Raw genomic sequence first — 20,324 nt, 5'->3', positions numbered from 1 at the left:
TCGGATACGGAGGCAACTAAAGATCGCTGGCGGCGGGCGGCCGAAATGAGAGCCACGCTCATGGTAAAAATCCGTACCGGGTGGGGCAACAGGAATATTTCCTGATTTTCAGGCTGGTCGCTAATGCAACGCCGGCCTTCGAGCCGGGGGCAAGGGCTTAGGTCTTAGTTTAATGGCAGGGGCTGGAGGGCAACGTAGCATAAGAGACTCGGCTATGATTAATGCTCAACAGTCCGGACGCCAGGCGGACTTGATCCCCGTCGGCGACGAACCGATCCAGCCGACAGGCATTATTGTGTGTATAACCGGGGGTGCTGCCGTGAAACAAACGCCGCTGTTCGACTTACACTTGCGACTAGGTGCCAAAATGACCGAGTTTGCCGGCTACCGGATGCCGTTGCACTACCCGGCCGGCATCATCCGCGAACACCTGCACTGCCGCAGCCGGGCCGGCTTGTTCGATATTTCCCATATGGGGCAATGCCGCATCGTCGGCGCGCGCGCGGCGCAAGCCTTGGAAACGCTGACTCCCGGCGGGCTGGCCGGCTTGCCGCCGGGCCGGCAAAAATACACGGTACTGTTAAATCCGCAAGGCGGCGTCATCGACGACATCATCGTCACTCGTGTCGCAACCGGGCTGGCCGTCGTGGTCAACGCCGGCTGCAAGGACAAGGACTATGCCTATCTGCGCCAAGCATTGCCGGAAGATTGCGAATTTTCCGAGCAAAACGATTTGGCCTTGCTGGCTTTGCAAGGGCCGGAGGCCACGTCGATTCTCGGCACGCTAGCGCCCGAGGTCGCGCAATTACCGTTCATGCACGGCTGTCAGGCGCAAATTGCCGGCATTCCCTGCCGGATCAGCCGTAGCGGCTATACCGGCGAAGACGGGTTCGAAATCTCGCTAGCCGCCGGCGACGCACAAGGTTTGGCAACCTTATTGTTGCAGCAAGACGGCGTGGCGCCGATAGGCCTGGGCGCACGCGATACCTTGCGCTTGGAAGCGGGCTTGTGCCTGTACGGCCACGAACTCGGCGAAACCGTCAGCCCGGTCGAAGCCGGTTTGAGTTGGCTATTTCCGGCCGGCCGCGCAGATTTTCCCGGCAGCGAGATCATATTGGCACACCTGCGCCGCGGCCCGCCACGGCGACGAGTAGGCTTGTCTATAGAAGGTAAACTACCGGTGCGGGAAGGCGCGCCGCTGTTTAACGGCGAAACACAAATCGGCGCGGTCAGCAGCGGCGGCTATTCCCCCAGTTTAGCGCGGCCGATCGCGATGGCCTTAGTCGAAACCGAATTCGCTGCGCCCGGCACCCGGCTGACCGCGCAAGTGCGCGACCAATGCGTGGCCGTCAGCGTGTGCAAACTGCCTTTCGTTCCGCATCGCTATCGGAGGTAACTCATGACTGCACCCATGAACTTGGCGCAATTGGAAATGCGCGGCAATTTCATCCGCCGCCACATTGGCCCGGACGCCGGCCAAACCCAAGCGATGTTGGCAGCGCTGGGCTTGCAGTCGCTGGAGGACTTGGTCGAACACATCGTCCCGGCCGACATTCTGAGCCGGGAGCCGTTGAAACTGACCGAAACCATCAGCGAACGCGCCGTCATCAAATATCTGCGCAAAATGCGCGAACGCAACCAGGTGCTGACTTCGATGATAGGCATGGGCTATTACGACACCATCATGCCGGCCGTCATCAAGCGCAACGTGCTGGAAAACCCCGGCTGGTACACCGCTTATACCCCGTATCAGGCCGAAGTGAGCCAAGGCCGTTTGGAAGCCTTGCTGAATTTTCAGCAAATGATCGTCGATTTGACCGGCATGGAGTTGGCCAACGCCTCGCTGTTGGACGAGGCCACCGCCGCGGCGGAAGCGATGACCATGGCGCGGCGGCTGGCGAAAAGTCCGGCCAACGCGGTGTTTGTGGATCAAGATTGTTTGCCGCAGACCATTGCCGTGGTGCAAACCCGCGCCAGATCGCTGGGTTATCAAGTCATCGTCGCCGACCCGTTCAGCCAACTGGAAAACTACGATTTTTTCGCGTTGATCTTGCAATATCCGGGTTGCAGCGGCGAGGTGCGCGACTTGAGCGCGGCCATCGCCATCGCTCACCAAAAACAAGCCTTGGCCACGGTGGCCGCGGATTTGTTGAGTCTGGTACTGCTAAAGCCGCCGGCCGCTTTCGGCGCCGACATCGCGGTCGGCAGCGCCCAACGCTTCGGCGTGCCGATGGGATACGGCGGCCCGCATGCCGCTTACTTCGCTACCCGCGACGAATTCAAACGCTCGGTGCCCGGCCGCATCATCGGCGTGTCTAAAGACGTGCACGGCCAGCCGGCTTTGCGCATGGCCCTGCAAACCCGCGAGCAACACATTCGGCGCGACAAAGCCACCAGCAACATCTGCACCTCGCAAGTGCTGCTGGCGGTCATCGCCGGTTTTTACGCGGTTTACCACGGCGCCGAAGGTTTGCGGCTGATCGCCGGCCGCGTGCACCGCTACGCGCAAATTCTGGCGGCCGGTATAGAGGCCAGTGGCCACACCGTGCTGAGCCGCTGCTATTTCGACACGCTGGTCGTGCATTTGCCGAATCGCGCCAAACGCATCGCCGCCCGCGCGGTGGAGGCCGGTCTGAATTTGCGGGTGATAGACGCCGACCGCATCGGCATCTCGCTGGATGAAACCACCACCCGCGAACAGTTACGCGCGGTGTGGCAATTGTTCGTATCGCCGGCCGCCGATCTGCCGGACATCGCCGCGCTGGACGCGCAATTGGCGGAATGCCTGCCGGAGCATCTGTTGCGCGACGACGCCATCCTGCAACACCCGGTATTCAGCCGTTACCATTCCGAAACTGAAATGATGCGCTACATGCGCCGGTTGGCGCGGCGCGACATCGCCTTGGACCGCGCCATGATCCCGCTTGGCTCCTGCACCATGAAGCTGAACGCCGCCACTGAAATGCAGGCCATCTCGTTCTACGAATTCAACGCCATGCACCCGTTCGCTCCGCTATACCAAGCCCAAGGCTACCAGCAATTGTTCAACGAACTGGAAGACATGCTATGCGACCTGACCGGCTTCGACGCTTTTTCCTTTCAACCTAACGCCGGCTCGCAAGGCGAATACACAGGGTTATTGGTGATCCGTAAATTCCACGAGGTCAACGGTCAAAGCGGACGCGATCTGTGTTTGATCCCGGCTTCCGCGCACGGTACCAACCCGGCCAGCGCTGCCTTGGCCGGCCTGCAAGTCATGCCCATCGCTTGCGACGCCAACGGCAACGTCAGCGTGGACGACCTGCGCGCCAAGCTGGACGCGCACGGCGAACGAGTGGCTGCATTGATGATTACCTATCCCTCCACCCACGGCGTGTATGAGGCAGCGTTCCGGGAGATTTGCGACTTGGTGCACGCGGCCGGCGGCCAAGTGTATATGGACGGCGCCAATTTCAACGCCCTGGTCGGCTTGTGCCGGCCCGGCACGATAGGGGCGGACGTGGCGCATTTGAATTTGCACAAGACATTTTGCATCCCGCACGGCGGCGGCGGGCCGGGGGTAGGCCCCATCGGCGTGCGCAGCCATTTGGCCCCGTATTTGCCGGAACATCCGGTGGTCGCCGGCGTCAATCCGGCGGCCGGTCCGCACGGCACCGTAGGCACCGTTTCGGCCGCGCCCTGGGGGTCGGCCAGCATTTTGACCATCTCCTGGGCTTACATCGCCATGATGGGCGCCGCCGGCTTGCGGCGGGCTACCTTGACCGCGATTTTGAACGCCAACTACATCGCCCGCCGGCTGGCGCCGCATTATCCGATTCTGTATACCGATCCCGCCGGCTGGGTGGCGCACGAATGCATCGTCGATTGCCGCGCCTTCAAAAAAACCGCCAACGTCAGTGTGGAAGACATCGCCAAGCGCTTGATCGACTACGGCTTTCACGCCCCGACCGTGGCCTTTCCGGTGGCCGACACGCTGATGATAGAGCCGACCGAGAGCGAAAATAAAACCGAGATCGACCGTTTTTGCGACGCCATGATCGCGATTCGCGCGGAAATCGGCGACATCGAGCAAGGTCAGGCCGCACCCGACAACAACCTGCTGCACAACGCCCCTCACACCCACCGCTTGTTGCTGGAAGACTGGAACCTGCCGTATTCGCGCCAACAAGCGCTCTTCCCGGACAGCCACCAGCACGACGACAAATATTGGCCCTCGGTCGGTCGCATCGACAACGTTTACGGCGATAGAAACGTGATGTGCACGTGTCCGGCGGATTGGGCGCAGGAGGGGTGAGGAGTGCGATGCGAGAATAAAACTGAGGCAAATGGGCTTTTTAGCTAAGGTGTACTATCACAGTGTATCGGCAGCCGTCGATGTTGATAAGTCCATGATTCTCGCTGAAATAACACCGGGTAGATTCAATTTAATCGAGGGTCAATATCGGCTTGAAAAAGCCGGAAAGCTGGGAATGGAGTTTGTGCCTGTTTTTAGCATTAGATGTATGGATTGACGTTTTCTCTTTCATTGCTCCATTCTGTCAAAGGTTGGAGCCTCCAAGAAATCCGGGGCGATTCAAGGATGGATTTGTTCCTATTTCTCTCGCAGAATTTAGTTTATGACCGAATAGCAACCAGCACCGAAAAGTTATTATTCGCTCAAAAACTCAGTAACCTTGCGGTCAGCGTTTTGCCAATACGGGTCCTGGTTAGCGTTTTTTGATTTTGCCGATGATTTAGTGTGTTTTGTGTCGGTGGTGCTTCGTCTCACTTCATCCCAATATGCTTTATCTTCATCCACGGCTTGGGTCGTGTTATTTTCAGCCGTTTTATCGGGTTTAACTCGTCGTCTTTTGGATGTTATGTCCGGCTTGGACGAAATGGATTTTCGGCTTTCGGATTCCGATGGCTGTTCACGCTGGTTTATAACCGGTTGGTAAGGCGGAGAAATAGGCAGCGGCTCCGGTTCAAAGCGTTGCAACGGGATGGGTTTAGGAAGTGCGACAGGTAAATCGGCTGCCGGTTGATTAACGGCCGGTTGAGGGTTGTCAGTCCGTATCATCGGTGCCGTATCACTGATGTTGTTAAAAGGCGGCTGTAGAGCATCGGTTTGCGGCGAACGTTTTGACTGATGGTCGACAGATTCCAGGATAGACGGGGGCAGCAGAAAATAAAGGCTCGCAGCCCCAAATGTCATCAGAGCCAAAAATAATATAGGGATAGGGTAATCAGCGCATAGCGTTCTTATTCGCTCAAGTCTGTTGCGAACTCCGATACGTTTGAACGGGAATGTGCTGAATCCGGAATGGAAGTCCGGCGTTGCCAACCGGGTTGGCGGCGGAAAATCCGATTTGGTGAACACATCGCTGCCGATTGCCCGCAAAGCCGTCACAAATTTCAGCGCACTGTCGAAGCGATCGGCCGGCTTTTTGGCTAATGAACGCAAAATAATGTTTTCCAGATTCGGAGGAATATCCGGCGCAAAGAAGCGCGGTGGTTGCGGAGTTTCCTCTATTTGAGCTTTCAATAATTCGTATTCGGTGTTTTTCTGGAACGGCAGGCGCCCGGTGATCATTTCATATAGCACGATGCCAAAAGAGTATATGTCTGCTCTGGCATCCACCTCTTTTCCTTGGATTTGTTCGGGAGACATGTATTCCAGTGTGCCGACCAGATAACCCTGCTTAGTTTGCCGCGTTTTTTCCAGGATCCGGGCAATGCCGAAATCCATGATTTTCACTGTGCCGGTATGGGCCACCAAAATATTGCTGGGTTTGACGTCGCGATGAATCACATTCAGCCGATGCGCATGTTCCAGTCCATCCAACACGTGACATGCATATTGAACAGCCTCCTGCCAAGGGAGTTTTTTTCGTCGGGAAAGCAGTCGATCCAGGCTTTCGCCATTTATATACTCCAGCGCCATATAGTAACGTTCACCGTCCCTGGCGAAGGCGTAAACGGTGGCTATGTTGGGGTGATTCAAGCGCCCCAATGCGATAGCTTCACTGCGAAATCGTTGCAAAACCTCTTCGCGCTGACTCAATTCGGCTCGTAACACTTTAACGGCGACTTCTCGCTCCAGCATGGAATCGACTGCCTTGAATACTTCGCCCACACCGCCTTCGCCGAGTTTGTGCAATATCTTGTAGCTTCCAATTGTATTCATGGCTGTCAGCCTAAGTTTTAGTAGTTGGCACTATGGTGACCGGTTGTTTCTCGCGGATCGCCAACAGAATTACGGAATCATTGCCGCATCCGCCTGCGTTTTCGCGCAAGCCACTACTTCCGGCGGGCCTGAGACAAACGATGAGATTGCAAATTGGCGGCGAAGTCCCGATTCGGCACAGATAACAGGGCATCGGCGCGGAGCAAGTAGCTAACCGGCTTTGCCCCTATTAGGAGTAAGCTCCCAGTCCAAAGCATTTGAGTGCCTTCGACTGGGGAGGCATTCGCTATTTTCCGGATTGATTCAATGAGCCCTGTGATTTGATTTCCACCCGACTTTAGGTGATGCCGCCGGATGCTCCGTGTTTCAAGGTTTGACAATGATCATTTCATAGAAGCTGATACGGGGGTCGACCTGGGTATCCAGTGGCATATCCATCAAACCGCTCGTTACTGCGTCCGGCGCATTGGGCGGTATTTTGATGGTGACCCAGCCATTCACCGATTGTGCGTCTTTCACGGTCTGTGCTATGAAGTTCTTGGCCGATTTCGACAATTGACCATTCGATTCCATTTTATCCATTGGAATCGAAATGACTTTCCTGTTCGAGTTCGACGCTGCGGATCGTGGCTCCGGGCCGGTGGGTCGAACAACTCTATTGTCGGGCAGCAAGGCATGATCGAATAGGGTTTGATTATCCAGTGTTTCCCGCAAAAAACTGTCCTGTATCTCCTCCAATAGTCCGGCGGCTGGGTTGGGAGGAATTTTCAAAACAAGCGTTGTACTGGAGCTAATCTGGATTTCAGCGGCAGTCAAAATTAAAAGACGCCTTTTGACGTCGTAAAAAAAAGCTTGGCAGGCGTAAATCAACGGATTGGAGGTTTTTTGGATGTCCTGGACGATTACATCACCCGGTTGCCGGCTCAAATCGGCTGCAGAGGGAGTTTTGGCGTTCTTGGTGATTGTTTTGATGATGAGCGGACTGTTTTTCGGCAATGGTTTTTGTTTTTCCAAGAAAAACATACGGCCTTTGTCGATGCGAAACATGAAGCCGGTGTTACCGCTGGATAGTCGCCATACGCCATCCACGGGTAATGCCTGACTGGTCGGAATGGCTGTTTGATTCGGCAGGGAAGGTCTGCGCGCGCATCCAAGATCGGCAACAATCAGGACTGTCATCAAAAACCAAATAACTATATTCATAACATTTCTAACGGCTTAACTAGAGTTTTTAGGTTAAATATATTATTCAGACATTTGATTTATATGGTAAATTTTTTATGAATTCGGACATGATATTGGTTGCATGATTACCAAAAAGCCCAGAAAGGATACTCGGATGAATCGTGCCACAAACCGCATAGAACTGCCAGCATTAACCGCCGATCTGTTAAACGTCAGCGGTGTGAAATGATTTAATCATCCCGGGCACTTCGAAAGACACTGTTTATACTGTCCTTAGAGGTGAATATGAGCAGGAACCGATTTGAATTCCAGCCCTAGAATGCAAATAACCTTTTCTTCATATAGTGCTGCTAATTGCAGACTGTTTCTATTGTTGTGCCCGTTGCGTGATATGGCCGATTTGTTTCGGCAAACATCGGCATTTCCCGCAATTTGCCGGCTCAAGCCGGGTATAGCCTAGCGGCAGGCGCGACATGTCAACAGCCGCCGCCGATGCGCGAGAGCGCAAGAAGCCGCGCCCGCCCTGCATTTTCGGTGGGGCAATCCCGATAATCGCATCATTGGTTGTCCGCCTGATGAAGGTAAGCCGGGCATGGCCCGAGTATTGCCTGTCAGCCTGTGCTCGCTCAACCTAGCACCAGCCGTTTTACGAGCGTAACGGCCTTGGTTTCGCAAGAAATCCGAGCCAAGCACAATACATTCATCAGGTGAGGACTCATGAGGGATAAATCAGCACGCTGGCTTTTAGGCAGGGCTTTCATATTTTTAAACCTATTACTGTTTTGCGCCGGCATTCAGGCCACCCCTAAGTTGACCGTCAGCAGTGCCGTCATCAGTAAAAAAACCGGCAGCTTGACGGTGAAAGGCCAATTCAGCTTGGGTAAGGGCGACAGCATGCCGCAAGATAGCGAGCTACAGCTGTTGCACGGTGAGGGCGGAGCGCTGGGCGACGGCAGCGGCTCGTCGCTGTTTTCCTTGGCTACCGACGGCAAAAGCCGCAAGCAAAAATTCAGTTTTAGCGTGCCCAAGCAACAGTTGGCGGACAAGCCCTGCACGGTTACCGTGGTCGGCGCGGAGCTCAGCGCCAGTAAGAAAGTCGCCGGTGCTCCTAAAGACTGCGGTTTAACTCCGGTTTGCAAAATCGTCACGCCTAGCCTGCCGAAAGGCGGCGAATTCGCCAGTTATACGGCCGGCCAGTTAGTTAACTTCGTCGGCAGCGCCAAATTAAAAAATAAAAAAGCGGCTCCGCTCAGCTATGAATGGGATTTTTCCGGCGGTGCGGTCGGCGAGACCATGGAGCGGGGAAACGGGCTTTTTTATCGCGACGGTCACCCGGATACCGCGTCCGCCAACGTGACGTTCGTGCGGGATAACAGTTATTACCGGGCGCGTTTTGCCGCTACCGATGCGGCCGGCCGCCGCTGCGAAGCCGCCATCACGGTCAAGGTCGGCGAACCGCCGAACCCGCCGGATTCCGTTATCGCCATGGCCGCCGCTTCGGCTAAAACGGCACCGCTGCGAGGCAGCGAGCTGGACGGTGCCGGAGACGACGTGGTAGTGATTCCGTTCGAACAATGGAGCATGAGCCACGACAGCGACATCAAGTCGATACGCAATGCTTATATGCCGTACAACCCTTTGGTGACCTCGATGAATGCCTACGCTTACAAAAAAGCGCTTAAACCCGAGTCATTAGGCAAGGATGCGGTGGAACTGCGTTATGCGGCGGCCTCCAATCCGCAAGATCCGGTAGGGCGTTATTCGATCAACACGACCAGCCGAAATTATCCGGTCACCGACGACAACGATTTGCTCGGCGCCAGCATACAAAAAACCGACATTTGGAATGTAGCCACCGACCGCAGCCGCGAGCCGGGTACGGCGGCTTACAGCATTATCGACGGCTTGTTGGATAAGGACGGCAATCCCGTTACCTACGCAGTCGACGAAAGCGCTTACCGCAAAACGCCGTGGATCATGGACAAATACTTTACCTTCAGAATCCCCGATCCCGCCGACGCCGGCAAAACCCTGTCGGTACGCGGGGTGGCGCCGGACTTCGACGAAGGGGCGGTGCGCGCCTACGACAACAACGGGGTGCGCACCCTGGTCAACGACCCTAACAATAGCGATCACGGCCGTTACATGCCCGGTAAGGATCAACCTTATCAAGTCAATCAGGCTCAAGCGTTTTCGGGCTTCAATCCGCCGGTTTGGAACACAGCGACCGGCCAGTTCGAGGCCGGCGGCGACGAATGGTGGAAGGCGCAACAAATTCCGATCACCGGCATAGACGACCAAGGCCGGGTTAATCCGTTTAACCTGTTGCGGGTGGAGGCCGTCGATAACAACGGCACGACTTTGGCGAAAACCGACGGCGTGCTATCCGCCGGCAGGGATTTTCACTGCCGCGAATGTCACGGCAAGGGCGGCATCGCCGCGCCGGAAAATCCTCCGCATACAAAGGCCGCCTGCCGCGGCAGCGCCTTCGGTTTGGTTTCGGACGCTCGCCGGGTGGCCAACAACCGCGCTCCTTATCCTGCCTGCGAAGAGAAGCCGAGATTGTTCAGCGTCGCGGATATCGGCGGCACGCCCGGCAATTTGTTCGACGAAGAATATGCGGCGTCTATGAATGCCGAGAGTTTGCACGAGTTTTACGACGGCTTTTACATGCTGACCAGCATGCAGCACGGCACCATCAACTCGACGAGCGGCAAAGTCAACGGCGACCGGCCGATGAACTGCATGGGCTGCCATTTTTCACCGTATCAAGCGGACAATTTCGGCTTGGCTTGGTATGACGGCGGCCGTAACAATATCGACGATCCGGCCTACTACCCGGATTTTTCGGTCAGCATGCACCGTTTTCACGGCGAGCTGATGTGGAATGCAGCTAAAGACGGCATCAAACGCAAGGAAAACGGCATGTACCAGCGCTTCGATTGGCGTAGCGGCGATAAGCAACGCACGGCCAATGCCAATTTGAATCCCGATACCTTATTCCCCATCTTCGACGAATCCGGGAAGCAGCTGCCCATGGAAGAAAACTGCCTGAAGTGTCACGGCGGCAAGCGGGAACAACACTACCGGGATCGCATGTTTACCGCGGGCGTAAGCTGTTACGACTGTCACGGGGATATGTTGGCCATGGGCGGGGCGTTTACCAAAACCGACGGTAGTCCGGGCGTGCGCGATCCTTCCAGCGCAACCGACACCAGCGGGCAAAAACACGATTTGTTCCGTACCTCGTGGTTCGATCAACCCGATTGCGGCGCCTGTCATACCGGCCTAGGCGCGGACGCCGTGCTGAAGACCGCGTTCGATCCGCTGCAACCGGCGCAAATCAGCCGCAAGCCGGATTTGACCGATCCCGATCAAGCCCGGTTTGCCGTGGTGCCGCGGGTACAAAAGACGCTGACCATCAGTGCGACAAAACCTTATAACTTTGTCGCGCAAACCTTCGAGAGTTTCGACGAGCCATTAAGCATAGACGCGGCGGTGTTTCGCGAAGGGAAAGACAGCCACGGTAACGTTGCCTGTGCCGCCTGTCACGGCGCGGCTCACGCCATTTGGCCGAATCGCGATCCCAAGGCGAACGACAATGTCACGGCGTTACAATTACAAGGGCATACCGGCACCATCCTGGAGTGCAACGTTTGCCATACCGCGGATGCTTTCAAAATCCAAACCGACCTCGACGGCGGTATCTACAGCGGCAACAGTAAGGAAGGCATTTTGGGAGGGCCGCACAACATGCACCCCGTCAACGACCCTTTCTGGTGGCAAACCGCCGGAGACGGCAGCAATGGCGGATGGCACAACCACTACGCCAAACTAACGGGCGGCAAAGGCGAAGACCAATGCGCGGCCTGCCACGGTGCGGATCACAAGGGCACCCGCTTGTCCAAAACGCCAGTAGACCGGGTGTTTGTTAACGCTAAGGCCAGCGGCGTTAAAGCCAAGGTTCAGGTCAAAGCCAACACGCCGATAGGTTGCGATTTGTGCCACAGCCTGGAAAAAAGCTTTCCCAGCCAAGATCACATGGCTGTGAACTTAGGTTCGAATACGGCTGGGCAAACCACTACGGTAGTTTCCGGAGTTGCCGCCGAATCCGGCGGCATGGGCTCGGAACGCTAAGCCGGATCAATCGGCAAAGGGACGCAGCCGCGTCCCTTTTTTATTTGAAACTATTTATTGATTCGGGCCTGTGAGGATTTAGCAGCCGTTCGCCGTGAGCCTGACGAACGGCCGGCGCTGCTTCGGCAAGCTCAGTTCGGACGGTCCGAGCATTCAAAGCCCGGATCCATAGTCATTCCGGTAGCAGCGACCCGAGTCGCGCAACCGGTCCGCTCGTGTCTCACCGGTATGCGCCCGGCTCGGGCACAGGGCCACCAACGCATCGGCAAAAAGCAAGCGTCGTACAGTCGCCGTATGGTGTAATGAATAGGTTGGGTTACTAGTCTTGCAGACTGTAATGGATGCTAGCCTTGTGGGCAGTCTTACCGAGTCTTTTTCAAAAATGCACTTGACGCGTACCGGTCAAATTTCGTACTTTGCGGCCATTTTGCGAATTACCGCACACTGTAACTATCCTGTTATACCGGTTTCAATTCGGTGATACTAGCGCGGTAGCTGATGGGTTATGGTTTTTTTGACAAGCAGCGGAACTAATCGAGATGTTTGGAGGATACATGAGGAAACTCGTTCAAGGCCGGATTGCAGTGCGTTGGGCATTGTGTTACCGAATCGGGCTGCAGCTGTTGTGTCTGATTTTATTGACCTGTCACCACGCAAATTCCGTCGCCGCCGAAACCTTATTCTCGGGGCAATTGAGCTTGGCCAAATATCAATTGCTGACCAAGACCAAATCCGGCAACGAAACCGAATACGAGTATCGGGCCTATTTGCTCAATCAGAGCGTCGTGGATTTGAGCGAAGCGAGCGCCGTCCTCAGCAGTCCGCCGGCCAACGTGACCATGCTGACCGGCAGTCTGACTTTCCCTGCGGTTAACGCCGGCGGCCAAGTCGCCAGCAGCAATACCTTCAAACTGCGCAGCAAAAAACCGCCCAAATTGAAAGCGCTGGTTTGGACGCTATCAGGTCCGGACTTCGAGCTGATCGAACCAAAAGTTCAAGTGCTACGCTGGCTGCGCGTCAAACGCAAGCTGTTGAAAGCGTCGAACGAAGTTGAGGAAATCTATACCGCCAAATTGGTCAATTTGGAAGCGAACGACCTGCAAAGCGTGACCGTGAATGTCGCGGACAGCCGCCTGACTTTTCCTGACGGCAACAGCCTGAGCTTTACCGATTTGGCGCCAGGCGAAAAAGCTATCAGCAACGACAGAATCACGGTGCGCTACCCGCGTTCGGTGAAATTCAAATCCAAAGATTTTCTGACCCAATTCTCCTGGAACTACGCACCGGTAGCCAACGCCGGCAGCGATCAGCAAGTAGCGGCGGGAGCCGACGTTCAGGTTAGTTTGGATGGGTCGCAATCCAGCGACCGCGACGGCGATATGCTCAGCTATAGCTGGACCCTGGCGCAAAAACCTGCCAACAGCGCGGCTGCGTTATCCGACGTTGCCCTGTTTAACCCTACCCTAGGTCCCATCGATCTTGACGGCGATTACCGTTTGACGCTGTCGGTCAACGACGGCCACGCCGACAGCGCCGCCGATACCGTGGTGATTACCACAGGCGATCCCAGGCCTGTGGCCAACGCCGGCGTCGATCAGGCCCACGCCGTCAAGTCCACGGTGACCTTGGACGGCAGCGCGTCCACAGGGGTAGCGCTCAGTTACCAATGGAAACTGCTCAGCCAACCTAACGGCAGCCGCGATCGGTTGAAAAACGACAGATCGGCTACTCCTAGCTTGAAACTGAGCAAGCCCGGCACCTATCGGATACAGCTGACGGTCAGCAATACCTACGGCAGCAGCAAACCGGACATCGTCGAAATCACTACCGGGTCGCTCAGGCCGACCGCGGTCATCGATCCGCAACAACAAAACGCCACCATAGGCGATAGCGTAGAACTGAGCGGAGAGGACAGCCAGTTCGGACAAAACTCGACGCCGGCTTACCGCTGGTCGTTCACCCATCAGCCCGACAGCAGCGCGACCGGTTTCGACGACGCGTCGGCGGCGGTTGCCCGCTTTGTGCCGGATTTGCCGGGCGATTACATCGCGCAATTGATCGTCAACGACGGTTTGGCGGACAGCGATCCGGCCACGGCGCGGATAACCGCGACCGGCGGTGCGGTGGTGACCGTGCCGAATCTGGTCGGACAAACCCGCGCCGCGGCGGAAAGCCAATTGACCGATCTGGGTTTGTTGGTCGGTACCGAAACGTTCGAACACAGCGACAGCGTGGCGGACGGCTTGGTCATCAATCAAACGCCGGCAGCGGACAGCGTTTCCGTGACCGGCAATAGCGTGGAACTGACGATTTCGTTGGGGCCGGACGCCGGTTTGCCGCCGAATCCGGACACCGTTGCCACCAAAGTGGAAACCGTGGTGGCCAGCAACACCTTCCAAACCAGCCAGTTTTTATACAGCGGCGACAATCCGGTCCAAACCGGCGTCGAGGATAACGCCATCGCAGCCACCCGCGCGGCGGTGATTAGTGGCAGGGTGTTGAACAAGGCGGGAGAAGCGCTGGAAGGCGTGACGATTTCGATTCTGGACCACGCCGAATTGGGCCAAACCCAAAGCCGTAGCGACGGCCGCTTCGACATGGCGGTTAACGGCGGCGGCGCATTGGCGCTGACCTACGTTAAAACCGGCTATCTGCCGGGCCAGCGCAGCGTCGACGTACCCTGGCAAACCGGGGTGACGGTGGAAGACGTTACCTTGGTCGCCCAAGACAACAAAGTCAGCAGCGTGGATTTGACCGATACGGAAGAGGCAATTCAAGTCGCGCAAAGCAGCGCCGTGTCCGATAAAGACGGGACCCGGCAGGCGACCTTGATGATTCCGCAAGGCACCCAAGCGCATATATTCAACGAAGACGGCAGTACCCAAACCGTCAATTCGCTGAATCTGCGCTTGACTGAATACACCGCCGGCGACAACGGCGAGGCCTCGATGCCGGGCGCGTTACCGGCCACCAGTGCTTACACCTATGCGTTCGAGATGAAGGCCGACGAAGCCGACGTCAAAATCGACGGCAAGGACGTGATGTTCGACAGTCCGGTGCCGTTTTACATCGACAACTTCCTGGATTTCCCGGTCGGCAGCATCGTCCCGGTCGGTTATTACAACAAGGATAAAGGCGTTTGGGTGCCGTCGCAGAACGGCAAAGTCATCAAGATTCTGACTATTACCGACGGTAAAGCCAATTTAGATACCGACGGCGATCAGCAAGCCGACGATGCGGCGACCCTGGCGGCCTTGAACATCACAGACGCCGAACGGCAAAAACTGGCAAACCTGTATCCGGACGGCAATCGCTCGTTGTGGCGGGTGCAGGTGACTCATTTGTCCACCTGGGACTGCAACTGGCCGTACCGGATGCCGGACGACGCCGAGCAGCCGCAGAATCCGCCGCCGGACAACCCGGACGGCGATAAGCCGGACGACCCGTGTAAAACCGGTGGTTCTATTATCGAATGCGAAAACCAAATTTTGGGTGAGAGCATTCCCTTGACGGGTACCACAATGAGTTTGCAATACGCCAGCGACCGGGTGCCCGGCCGGCAGCAAGCCAACACCTTGAACATTCCGCTCAGTGGGGCGACGGTGCCGGCGTCTTTGAAACGTATCGATCTGGAAATATATCTGGCCGGACGTAAATTCGAACACAGCGCCGAAGGTAAACCTAACCAGAAATATACCTTCACCTGGGACGGAAAAGATGGCTACGGGCGTAAGTTGAGCGGGGCGCAAAAAGCTAAAATTCGTATCGGTTTTGCCTACGATCCGGTTTACTCGACGCCGGCGGAATTGCAAGCGGCTTTCGCGCGCTTCACCGGCGTGCCGTTGGAAGGCAGCCGCGCCCGTAACGAAGTGCGGATTTGGCAGGAAATGGAAGTTGAGATCGGCGCCTGGGATTATCAATCGCAAGGTATGGGCGGCTGGTCCTTGAGCGGGGTACACGTTTACGACCCCAACGGCAAGGTGCTGTATTTGGGCAACGGCAATCGGGCCGGCTCCAAACAAACCTTCCAGTCACTGATTTCCACACTGGCCGGAACCGGTAGCGCCGGATTGGCCGGCGACGGCGGTCAGGCCAAACAAGCACGCTTGAACAGCCCGGCCGGCATTGCCGTGCATCCGGACGGCAGCGTTTACGTAGCCGATACCGAGAACGGCCGGATTCGCCGCATTGCCACCGACGGCAGCATCAGCACGTTTGCCGGTACCACGCCGGGCTTTAGCGGCGACGGCGGCCAAGCCGCCCAAGCGCAATTGAACAAACCGGAAAGTCTGGCGTTTGCGTTGGACGGCAGTTTGTACGTGGCCGATTCCGGCAACTCGCGCATTCGCCGAATTGCTCCTAACGGCGTGATCAGTACGGTAGTTGGCACCGGCACGCCGGGCTTTTCCGGCGATAACGGTCCGGCGACCGAGGCGAAGATCAGTTATCCGAAAAGCTTGGTGGTCGCCCAGGACGGCAACTTGTATTTCTCGGATGTGGCCAACCACAGAATCCGCCAAGTCGGTACCGACGGCTTGATTTCCACCATCGTCGGCAACGGTCAAGCAGGCTTCGGCGGTGATGGTGGCTCAGCCCTGCAAGCCAAGGTGGCTTATCCGGAAGGTATGGCGATTACCGGCAACGGCGTCATTTACGTGGCCGATTCCGGTAACCATCGGATTCGCCGGATCAGCCCGGACGGCGTAATTTCCACTTTCGCCGGCTCCACCGCCGGATTCAGCGGCGACGGCGGTCAGGCCAAACAAGCCCGTTTGTATTACCCCAGCAACATCGCCCTGGGCCGCGACGGCAGCTTGTTCGTGTCCGATTCCGGTAACGACCGTATCCGCCGTATCAGCCCGGACGGGCTGATTTCCACCATCGTCGGCAACGGCCAGCGCGGGTTTGCCGGCGACAACGGCCCTGCGGCGCAGGCAGTGGTCAATTACCCGGGCGGCATGGCAGTAGGCGCCGACGGCAGATTGTATGTGTCGGACAATCAAAATCATAGGGTACGGCGCATTTCGCAAAGTTTGGACGGTTTCACCAACAGCGATATCTACGTTGCTTCCTCCGACGGTTCCGTGCTGTACCGGTTCGATGCTTTTGGCCGACATTTATCGACACTAGACGCTTTGAGCGCTTCCGTCTTACTGAGTATGGGCTACGACAGCGCCGGCCGCTTGATTTCGGTGGCCGACGCCAACGGCAACGTCACCAGTCTGGAGCGCAACAGTGCCGGTAACGTAGTTTCCATTACCGCGCCGTTCGGGCAAAAAACCAGCTTGTCGTACGACAGCAACGGTTATTTGGCCAAAGTCAGCAACCCGGCTGAGGAAAATTATCAAATGGCTTACGGCAACGGCGGTTTGTTGACCGAATTTACCAATCCGCGCGGATTTACCTCGACCATGAGCTATGACGATAAAGGTCGCTTGTTGAAAGATCAAAATGCCGCTGGCGGTAGTCAAACCTTAGCGAGGACCGAGTTGGATAATGGCTTCACGGTAGTGCGTACCACGGCCATGAACCGGAGCACCACTTATAAGTTGGAAAATTCGGATACTGGCGAGCAAGTACGAAATATTATCAGTTCGGACGGTACCGAAATGCAGACTGTTAATTCGGCCGACGGTACCGTAATAACTTCGACGGCAGACGGTACGATATCCAGCGTATTGCAGGGTCCTGATCCGCGCTTTGCTATGCAGGTTCCCATTGTCAAGAGCGCAACCGTAAGCACGGGCGGACTTACGTCGACGATGTCGACCGAACGTAGCGTGGTATTGAGTGACGCCAATAATCCGTTAAGCCTAACCAGTATGATCGATAAGTTGACGGTCAACGGCAACGTTTTTACCAGCACTTATACGGTGGCGAACAAAACCTTTGCCACTACCAGTGCGGAGAATCGTCAAGCCAAAGTGTTGGTCGATGCCTTGGGGCGTACCGTTGAGTCGCAACTGACCGGTTTGTTGCCGGTTTCGTACGCTTACGATGATTTTGGGCGCTTAGCGGCGGTTTCTCAGGGCAGTGACGATGCGGAGCGCAAAGTTGTTTACACGTATAACGACGACGGCTATTTGGCGTCCATCACGGATCCATTAGCCCGTAAGGTGAGCTACTCCTACGATGTCGTTGGTAGAGTCGTCAAACAAACGCTGCCCGATGGTAGAGATGTGCAATTTGAATACGACGAAAACGGCAATTTGACGGCATTAACGCCTCCTGGCAGGCCGGCACATGTCTTTAGTTACACAAACGTTGACTTGAACGACGAATATACGCCGCCGGATTTAGGCGATGGGGATGAAAGTACCGTTTATGCGTTTAACTTGGATAGACAGCTAACCAAAATTACTAGACCGGACGGTAAAACAGTGGACTATGCCTACGACGCTGCAGGTCGTTTGTCGACATTGACGGTGCCGACAGGCAGCTTCCGCTTTACTTTCGCTACCACCACCGGACAGTTGACGAGTATCTTGGCGCCGGATAACGGTAAGTTGGAATACGGTTACCAAGGGGCGCTAGTTACTAATGTGGCTTCTTCGGGAAATGTTGCCGGTACTGTCGAATACGGTTACGACAATAATTTCCGTTTGGCGAACGTGTCTGTGAACGGAGCAAATTCAGTTGAATACGCTTACGACAAAGACGGTTTGCTGATCCAAGTCGGCCAAATGGAATTGAATCGTAGTAGCCAAAACGGTTTGCTTTCCGGTACAGCGTTAGGCGATGTCGTCGATAACTACGGATTCAACGAATTTGGCGAGTTGGCGAATTACGAGGCAAAATTCGGGAACACTCCGTTGCTCGCGCAGGAATATACCCGCGATAAGTTGGGCAGGATTACGCAGAAAAAAGAGACTGTCGGCGTCGTTACGCATACCTTTGACTACAGCTACGATACTGCTGGGCGCTTGGTAAGTGTAAAAAAAGACGCTGTCGAAGTGTCTGCCTACACCTATGACAGTAATGGAAACAGGACCAGCAGCAAGCTAGGCGGTACGGTTGCCACCGGGACTTATGACGACCAAGACCGTTTATTGAGCTATGCCGGTGCCTCGTACACCTATTCCCCGAATGGCGAGCTGTCCAGCAAAACGGTCGGAACGGCGGTGACTAGCTATACCTACGATGTGTTAGGTAACTTGAAACAGGTCGATCTAGCCGGCGGTGCAAAGATCGAATATTTGACCGACGGTCAGAATCGTAGAATCGGTAAGAAAGTAGACGGTGTTCTCACCCAAGCTTATTTGTGGCAAGACCCGTTAAAACCGATTGCCGAGCTGGATGCGAACGGGAATATAGTTAGTCGGTTTGTCTACGCATTCGGGGTAAATACTCCCGATTACATGACAAAAGGCGGTGCGACTTATCGTTTCGTCAAAGATCATTTGGGTAGTCCTCGGATGGTGATAGATATTGCTACCGGCAACGTAGCGCAGGAGTTGGAATACGACGAGTACGGAAAGGTTACCAAAGATACCAATCCGGGCTTTCAACCCTTTGGTTTTGCCGGTGGTCTATACGATAAAGACACCGCATTGGTGAGGTTCGGCGCTCGAGATTACGATCCGAGTTACGGGCGTTGGCTAGCCAAAGATCCTGTATTGTTCGCTGGGTTCGACAGCAACGTATATGGGTATGTTTACAACAACCCGATTGTTTTCCGCGACTCATTGGGGCTTTGGGCAGGTGTCGACGATGCAATTTTTGCGGGTGGTGGGGCGTTGGCCGGCTTGATCGGGCAAGGATTCTCGGATTTGCTAAGCGGGCAAATGAGCGGTTGGGAGGATTACGCCGGTTCGGCCATTGGCGGGGCTGCATTCGGGGAAGCCTTGTTGTATACCGGGCCAATAGCTGCTGGTGCAATCGGCGGAGCCGTGACCAATGCGACCAAGCAGGGATTGAAAAATCTCACCGGGAAACAGTGCGGTTTCAATTTTGTGTCGTTTGCTGCTGATACGGGGGTCGGGGCAGCGACTGGTTTGATTCCCGGTGTCAGAGTTCCAGGGGTTACTGCCGGCCGAGGAAGTTGGAATGCGGTTTATAAGCAAATGGCAACCAAGTTCTCCAACGGCCAGATTTCTAATGTATCTACCAGAACGGCATTGAAAATGTTCGGCGGTCGAGCGGTGGACACTGCAGTAGTGCCCGGAGTTGCAGCAGGCTCCATGGCAGGGACTTTTGCAGAACCGTTGGTTCCGGGTTATAGCGATGCCAAACCCTGTGATTGTCCGTAACCGTTATGCGAATGTAGTTACGGATGAGGTCGGACAATATTAAATTAATTAAGCCGGCCAAAGCGAGTTACGTGGTATTTGCTGTAATTTGGGCGATACCTGGACTTTTAGGTTTGGCCGTAGCGATAAAACAAGGTAACTGGCTGTTTCCCGGATTATGGATAGGATTATTAGGCGAGTTTTTTAGTTTTTTAATAATTCGACGTTTTCGGATATTGGTTACCAAAGATAAATTAATTTATCGACGTATTGTTGGCAGTAATCAGGTCCGGTTGAGTGCTATATGTAAAATGGAATTGAAAAGCCCCGATTATACACATCGATTGGGGCCGACTATGGGATTATATGTTTATACGGCAGGAAACAGTGAACCGGCTTTTGTAATTAACGCGAAATTATTTTCATGGAAAGATATCAGGTTTTTATTGGATCTGCCTGGCTCAATTCATGAAAGCACGCGATTGTAATTCGATGGAATATTTGATTTAAACTGTAAGCTCTATAGTTATTTCGTTTAAAGGCGAAAATATTAAAACTTATTTGTTATTAGTATATTCGTTGTTGAATAACTAAAATTCTATTCTATC

The 20,324-nt window shown here is 55.2% G+C and carries 7 protein-coding genes; 5 read left to right on the top strand and 2 right to left on the bottom strand.

Features of this window, described 5'->3' with window-relative positions:
* The first annotated feature begins 214 nt into the window (after window positions 1–214).
* Together gcvT and gcvP are read left to right on the top strand one after the other, a co-directional pair.
* The gene (gene gcvT / locus F1E05_RS17075; RefSeq protein ID WP_150050583.1) at window positions 215–1,396 is read left to right on the top strand and encodes a glycine cleavage system aminomethyltransferase GcvT; all 1,182 of its coding nucleotides are present in this window, start codon (window positions 215–217) and stop codon (window positions 1,394–1,396) included.
* A 3-nt stretch (window positions 1,397–1,399) separates the two neighbouring features.
* Entirely contained in the window at window positions 1,400–4,294 is a 2,895-nt protein-coding gene (gene gcvP, locus F1E05_RS17070) for an aminomethyl-transferring glycine dehydrogenase (RefSeq protein WP_150050581.1), read from the top strand.
* Window positions 4,295–4,648: 354 nt separating this feature from the next.
* Here the strand turns inward: gcvP and F1E05_RS17065 are convergent, their stop codons facing one another.
* Entirely contained in the window at window positions 4,649–6,166 is a 1,518-nt protein-coding gene (locus tag F1E05_RS17065; RefSeq protein ID WP_150050579.1) for a serine/threonine protein kinase, read from the bottom strand.
* A 366-nt stretch (window positions 6,167–6,532) separates the two neighbouring features.
* Window positions 6,533–7,369, bottom strand: a complete 837-nt coding sequence (locus F1E05_RS17060) for a hypothetical protein (RefSeq protein ID WP_150050577.1) — start codon at window positions 7,367–7,369, stop codon at window positions 6,533–6,535.
* 699 nt (window positions 7,370–8,068) lie between these two features.
* On the opposite strand from F1E05_RS17060, the gene F1E05_RS17055 reads away from it, so the two are divergent.
* From F1E05_RS17055 to F1E05_RS17045, 3 genes are all read left to right on the top strand, one after another.
* Window positions 8,069–11,488: a cytochrome c3 family protein gene (locus tag F1E05_RS17055; protein ID WP_150050575.1), complete on the top strand. Its 3,420-nt coding sequence runs from the start codon at window positions 8,069–8,071 to the stop codon at window positions 11,486–11,488.
* 554 nt (window positions 11,489–12,042) lie between these two features.
* The gene (locus F1E05_RS17050) at window positions 12,043–19,737 is read left to right on the top strand and encodes an NHL domain-containing protein (protein ID WP_190303178.1); all 7,695 of its coding nucleotides are present in this window, start codon (window positions 12,043–12,045) and stop codon (window positions 19,735–19,737) included.
* A gap of 23 nt (window positions 19,738–19,760) precedes the next feature.
* On the top strand, window positions 19,761–20,204 hold the full coding sequence (locus F1E05_RS17045) for a hypothetical protein (RefSeq protein ID WP_190303177.1): 444 nt from the start codon (window positions 19,761–19,763) through the stop codon (window positions 20,202–20,204).
* Window positions 20,205–20,324 lie beyond the last annotated feature (120 nt).

Origin of the sequence: Methylomonas rhizoryzae (assembly GCF_008632455.1) — a bacterium.
GTDB classification, from domain to species: Bacteria; Pseudomonadota; Gammaproteobacteria; order Methylococcales; family Methylomonadaceae; genus Methylomonas; species Methylomonas rhizoryzae.
The sequence above is the reverse complement of the archived record's forward strand: the minus strand, read 5'-3'. Positions and strand labels throughout refer to the sequence as shown.

Bases quoted from the DNA above. Each gene is read 5' to 3' on its own strand.
- gcvP (WP_150050581.1), top strand. From the start codon at position 1,400: ATGACTGCACCCATGAACTTGGCGCAATTGGAAATGCGCGGCAATTTC.
- gcvT (WP_150050583.1), top strand. From the start codon at position 215: ATGATTAATGCTCAACAGTCCGGACGCCAGGCGGACTTGATCCCCGTC.
- F1E05_RS17050 (WP_190303178.1), top strand. From the start codon at position 12,043: ATGAGGAAACTCGTTCAAGGCCGGATTGCAGTGCGTTGGGCATTGTGT.
- F1E05_RS17055 (WP_150050575.1), top strand. From the start codon at position 8,069: ATGAGGGATAAATCAGCACGCTGGCTTTTAGGCAGGGCTTTCATATTT.
- F1E05_RS17060 (WP_150050577.1), bottom strand. From the start codon at position 7,369: ATGAATATAGTTATTTGGTTTTTGATGACAGTCCTGATTGTTGCCGAT.
- F1E05_RS17065 (WP_150050579.1), bottom strand. From the start codon at position 6,166: ATGAATACAATTGGAAGCTACAAGATATTGCACAAACTCGGCGAAGGC.
- F1E05_RS17045 (WP_190303177.1), top strand. From the start codon at position 19,761: ATGAGGTCGGACAATATTAAATTAATTAAGCCGGCCAAAGCGAGTTAC.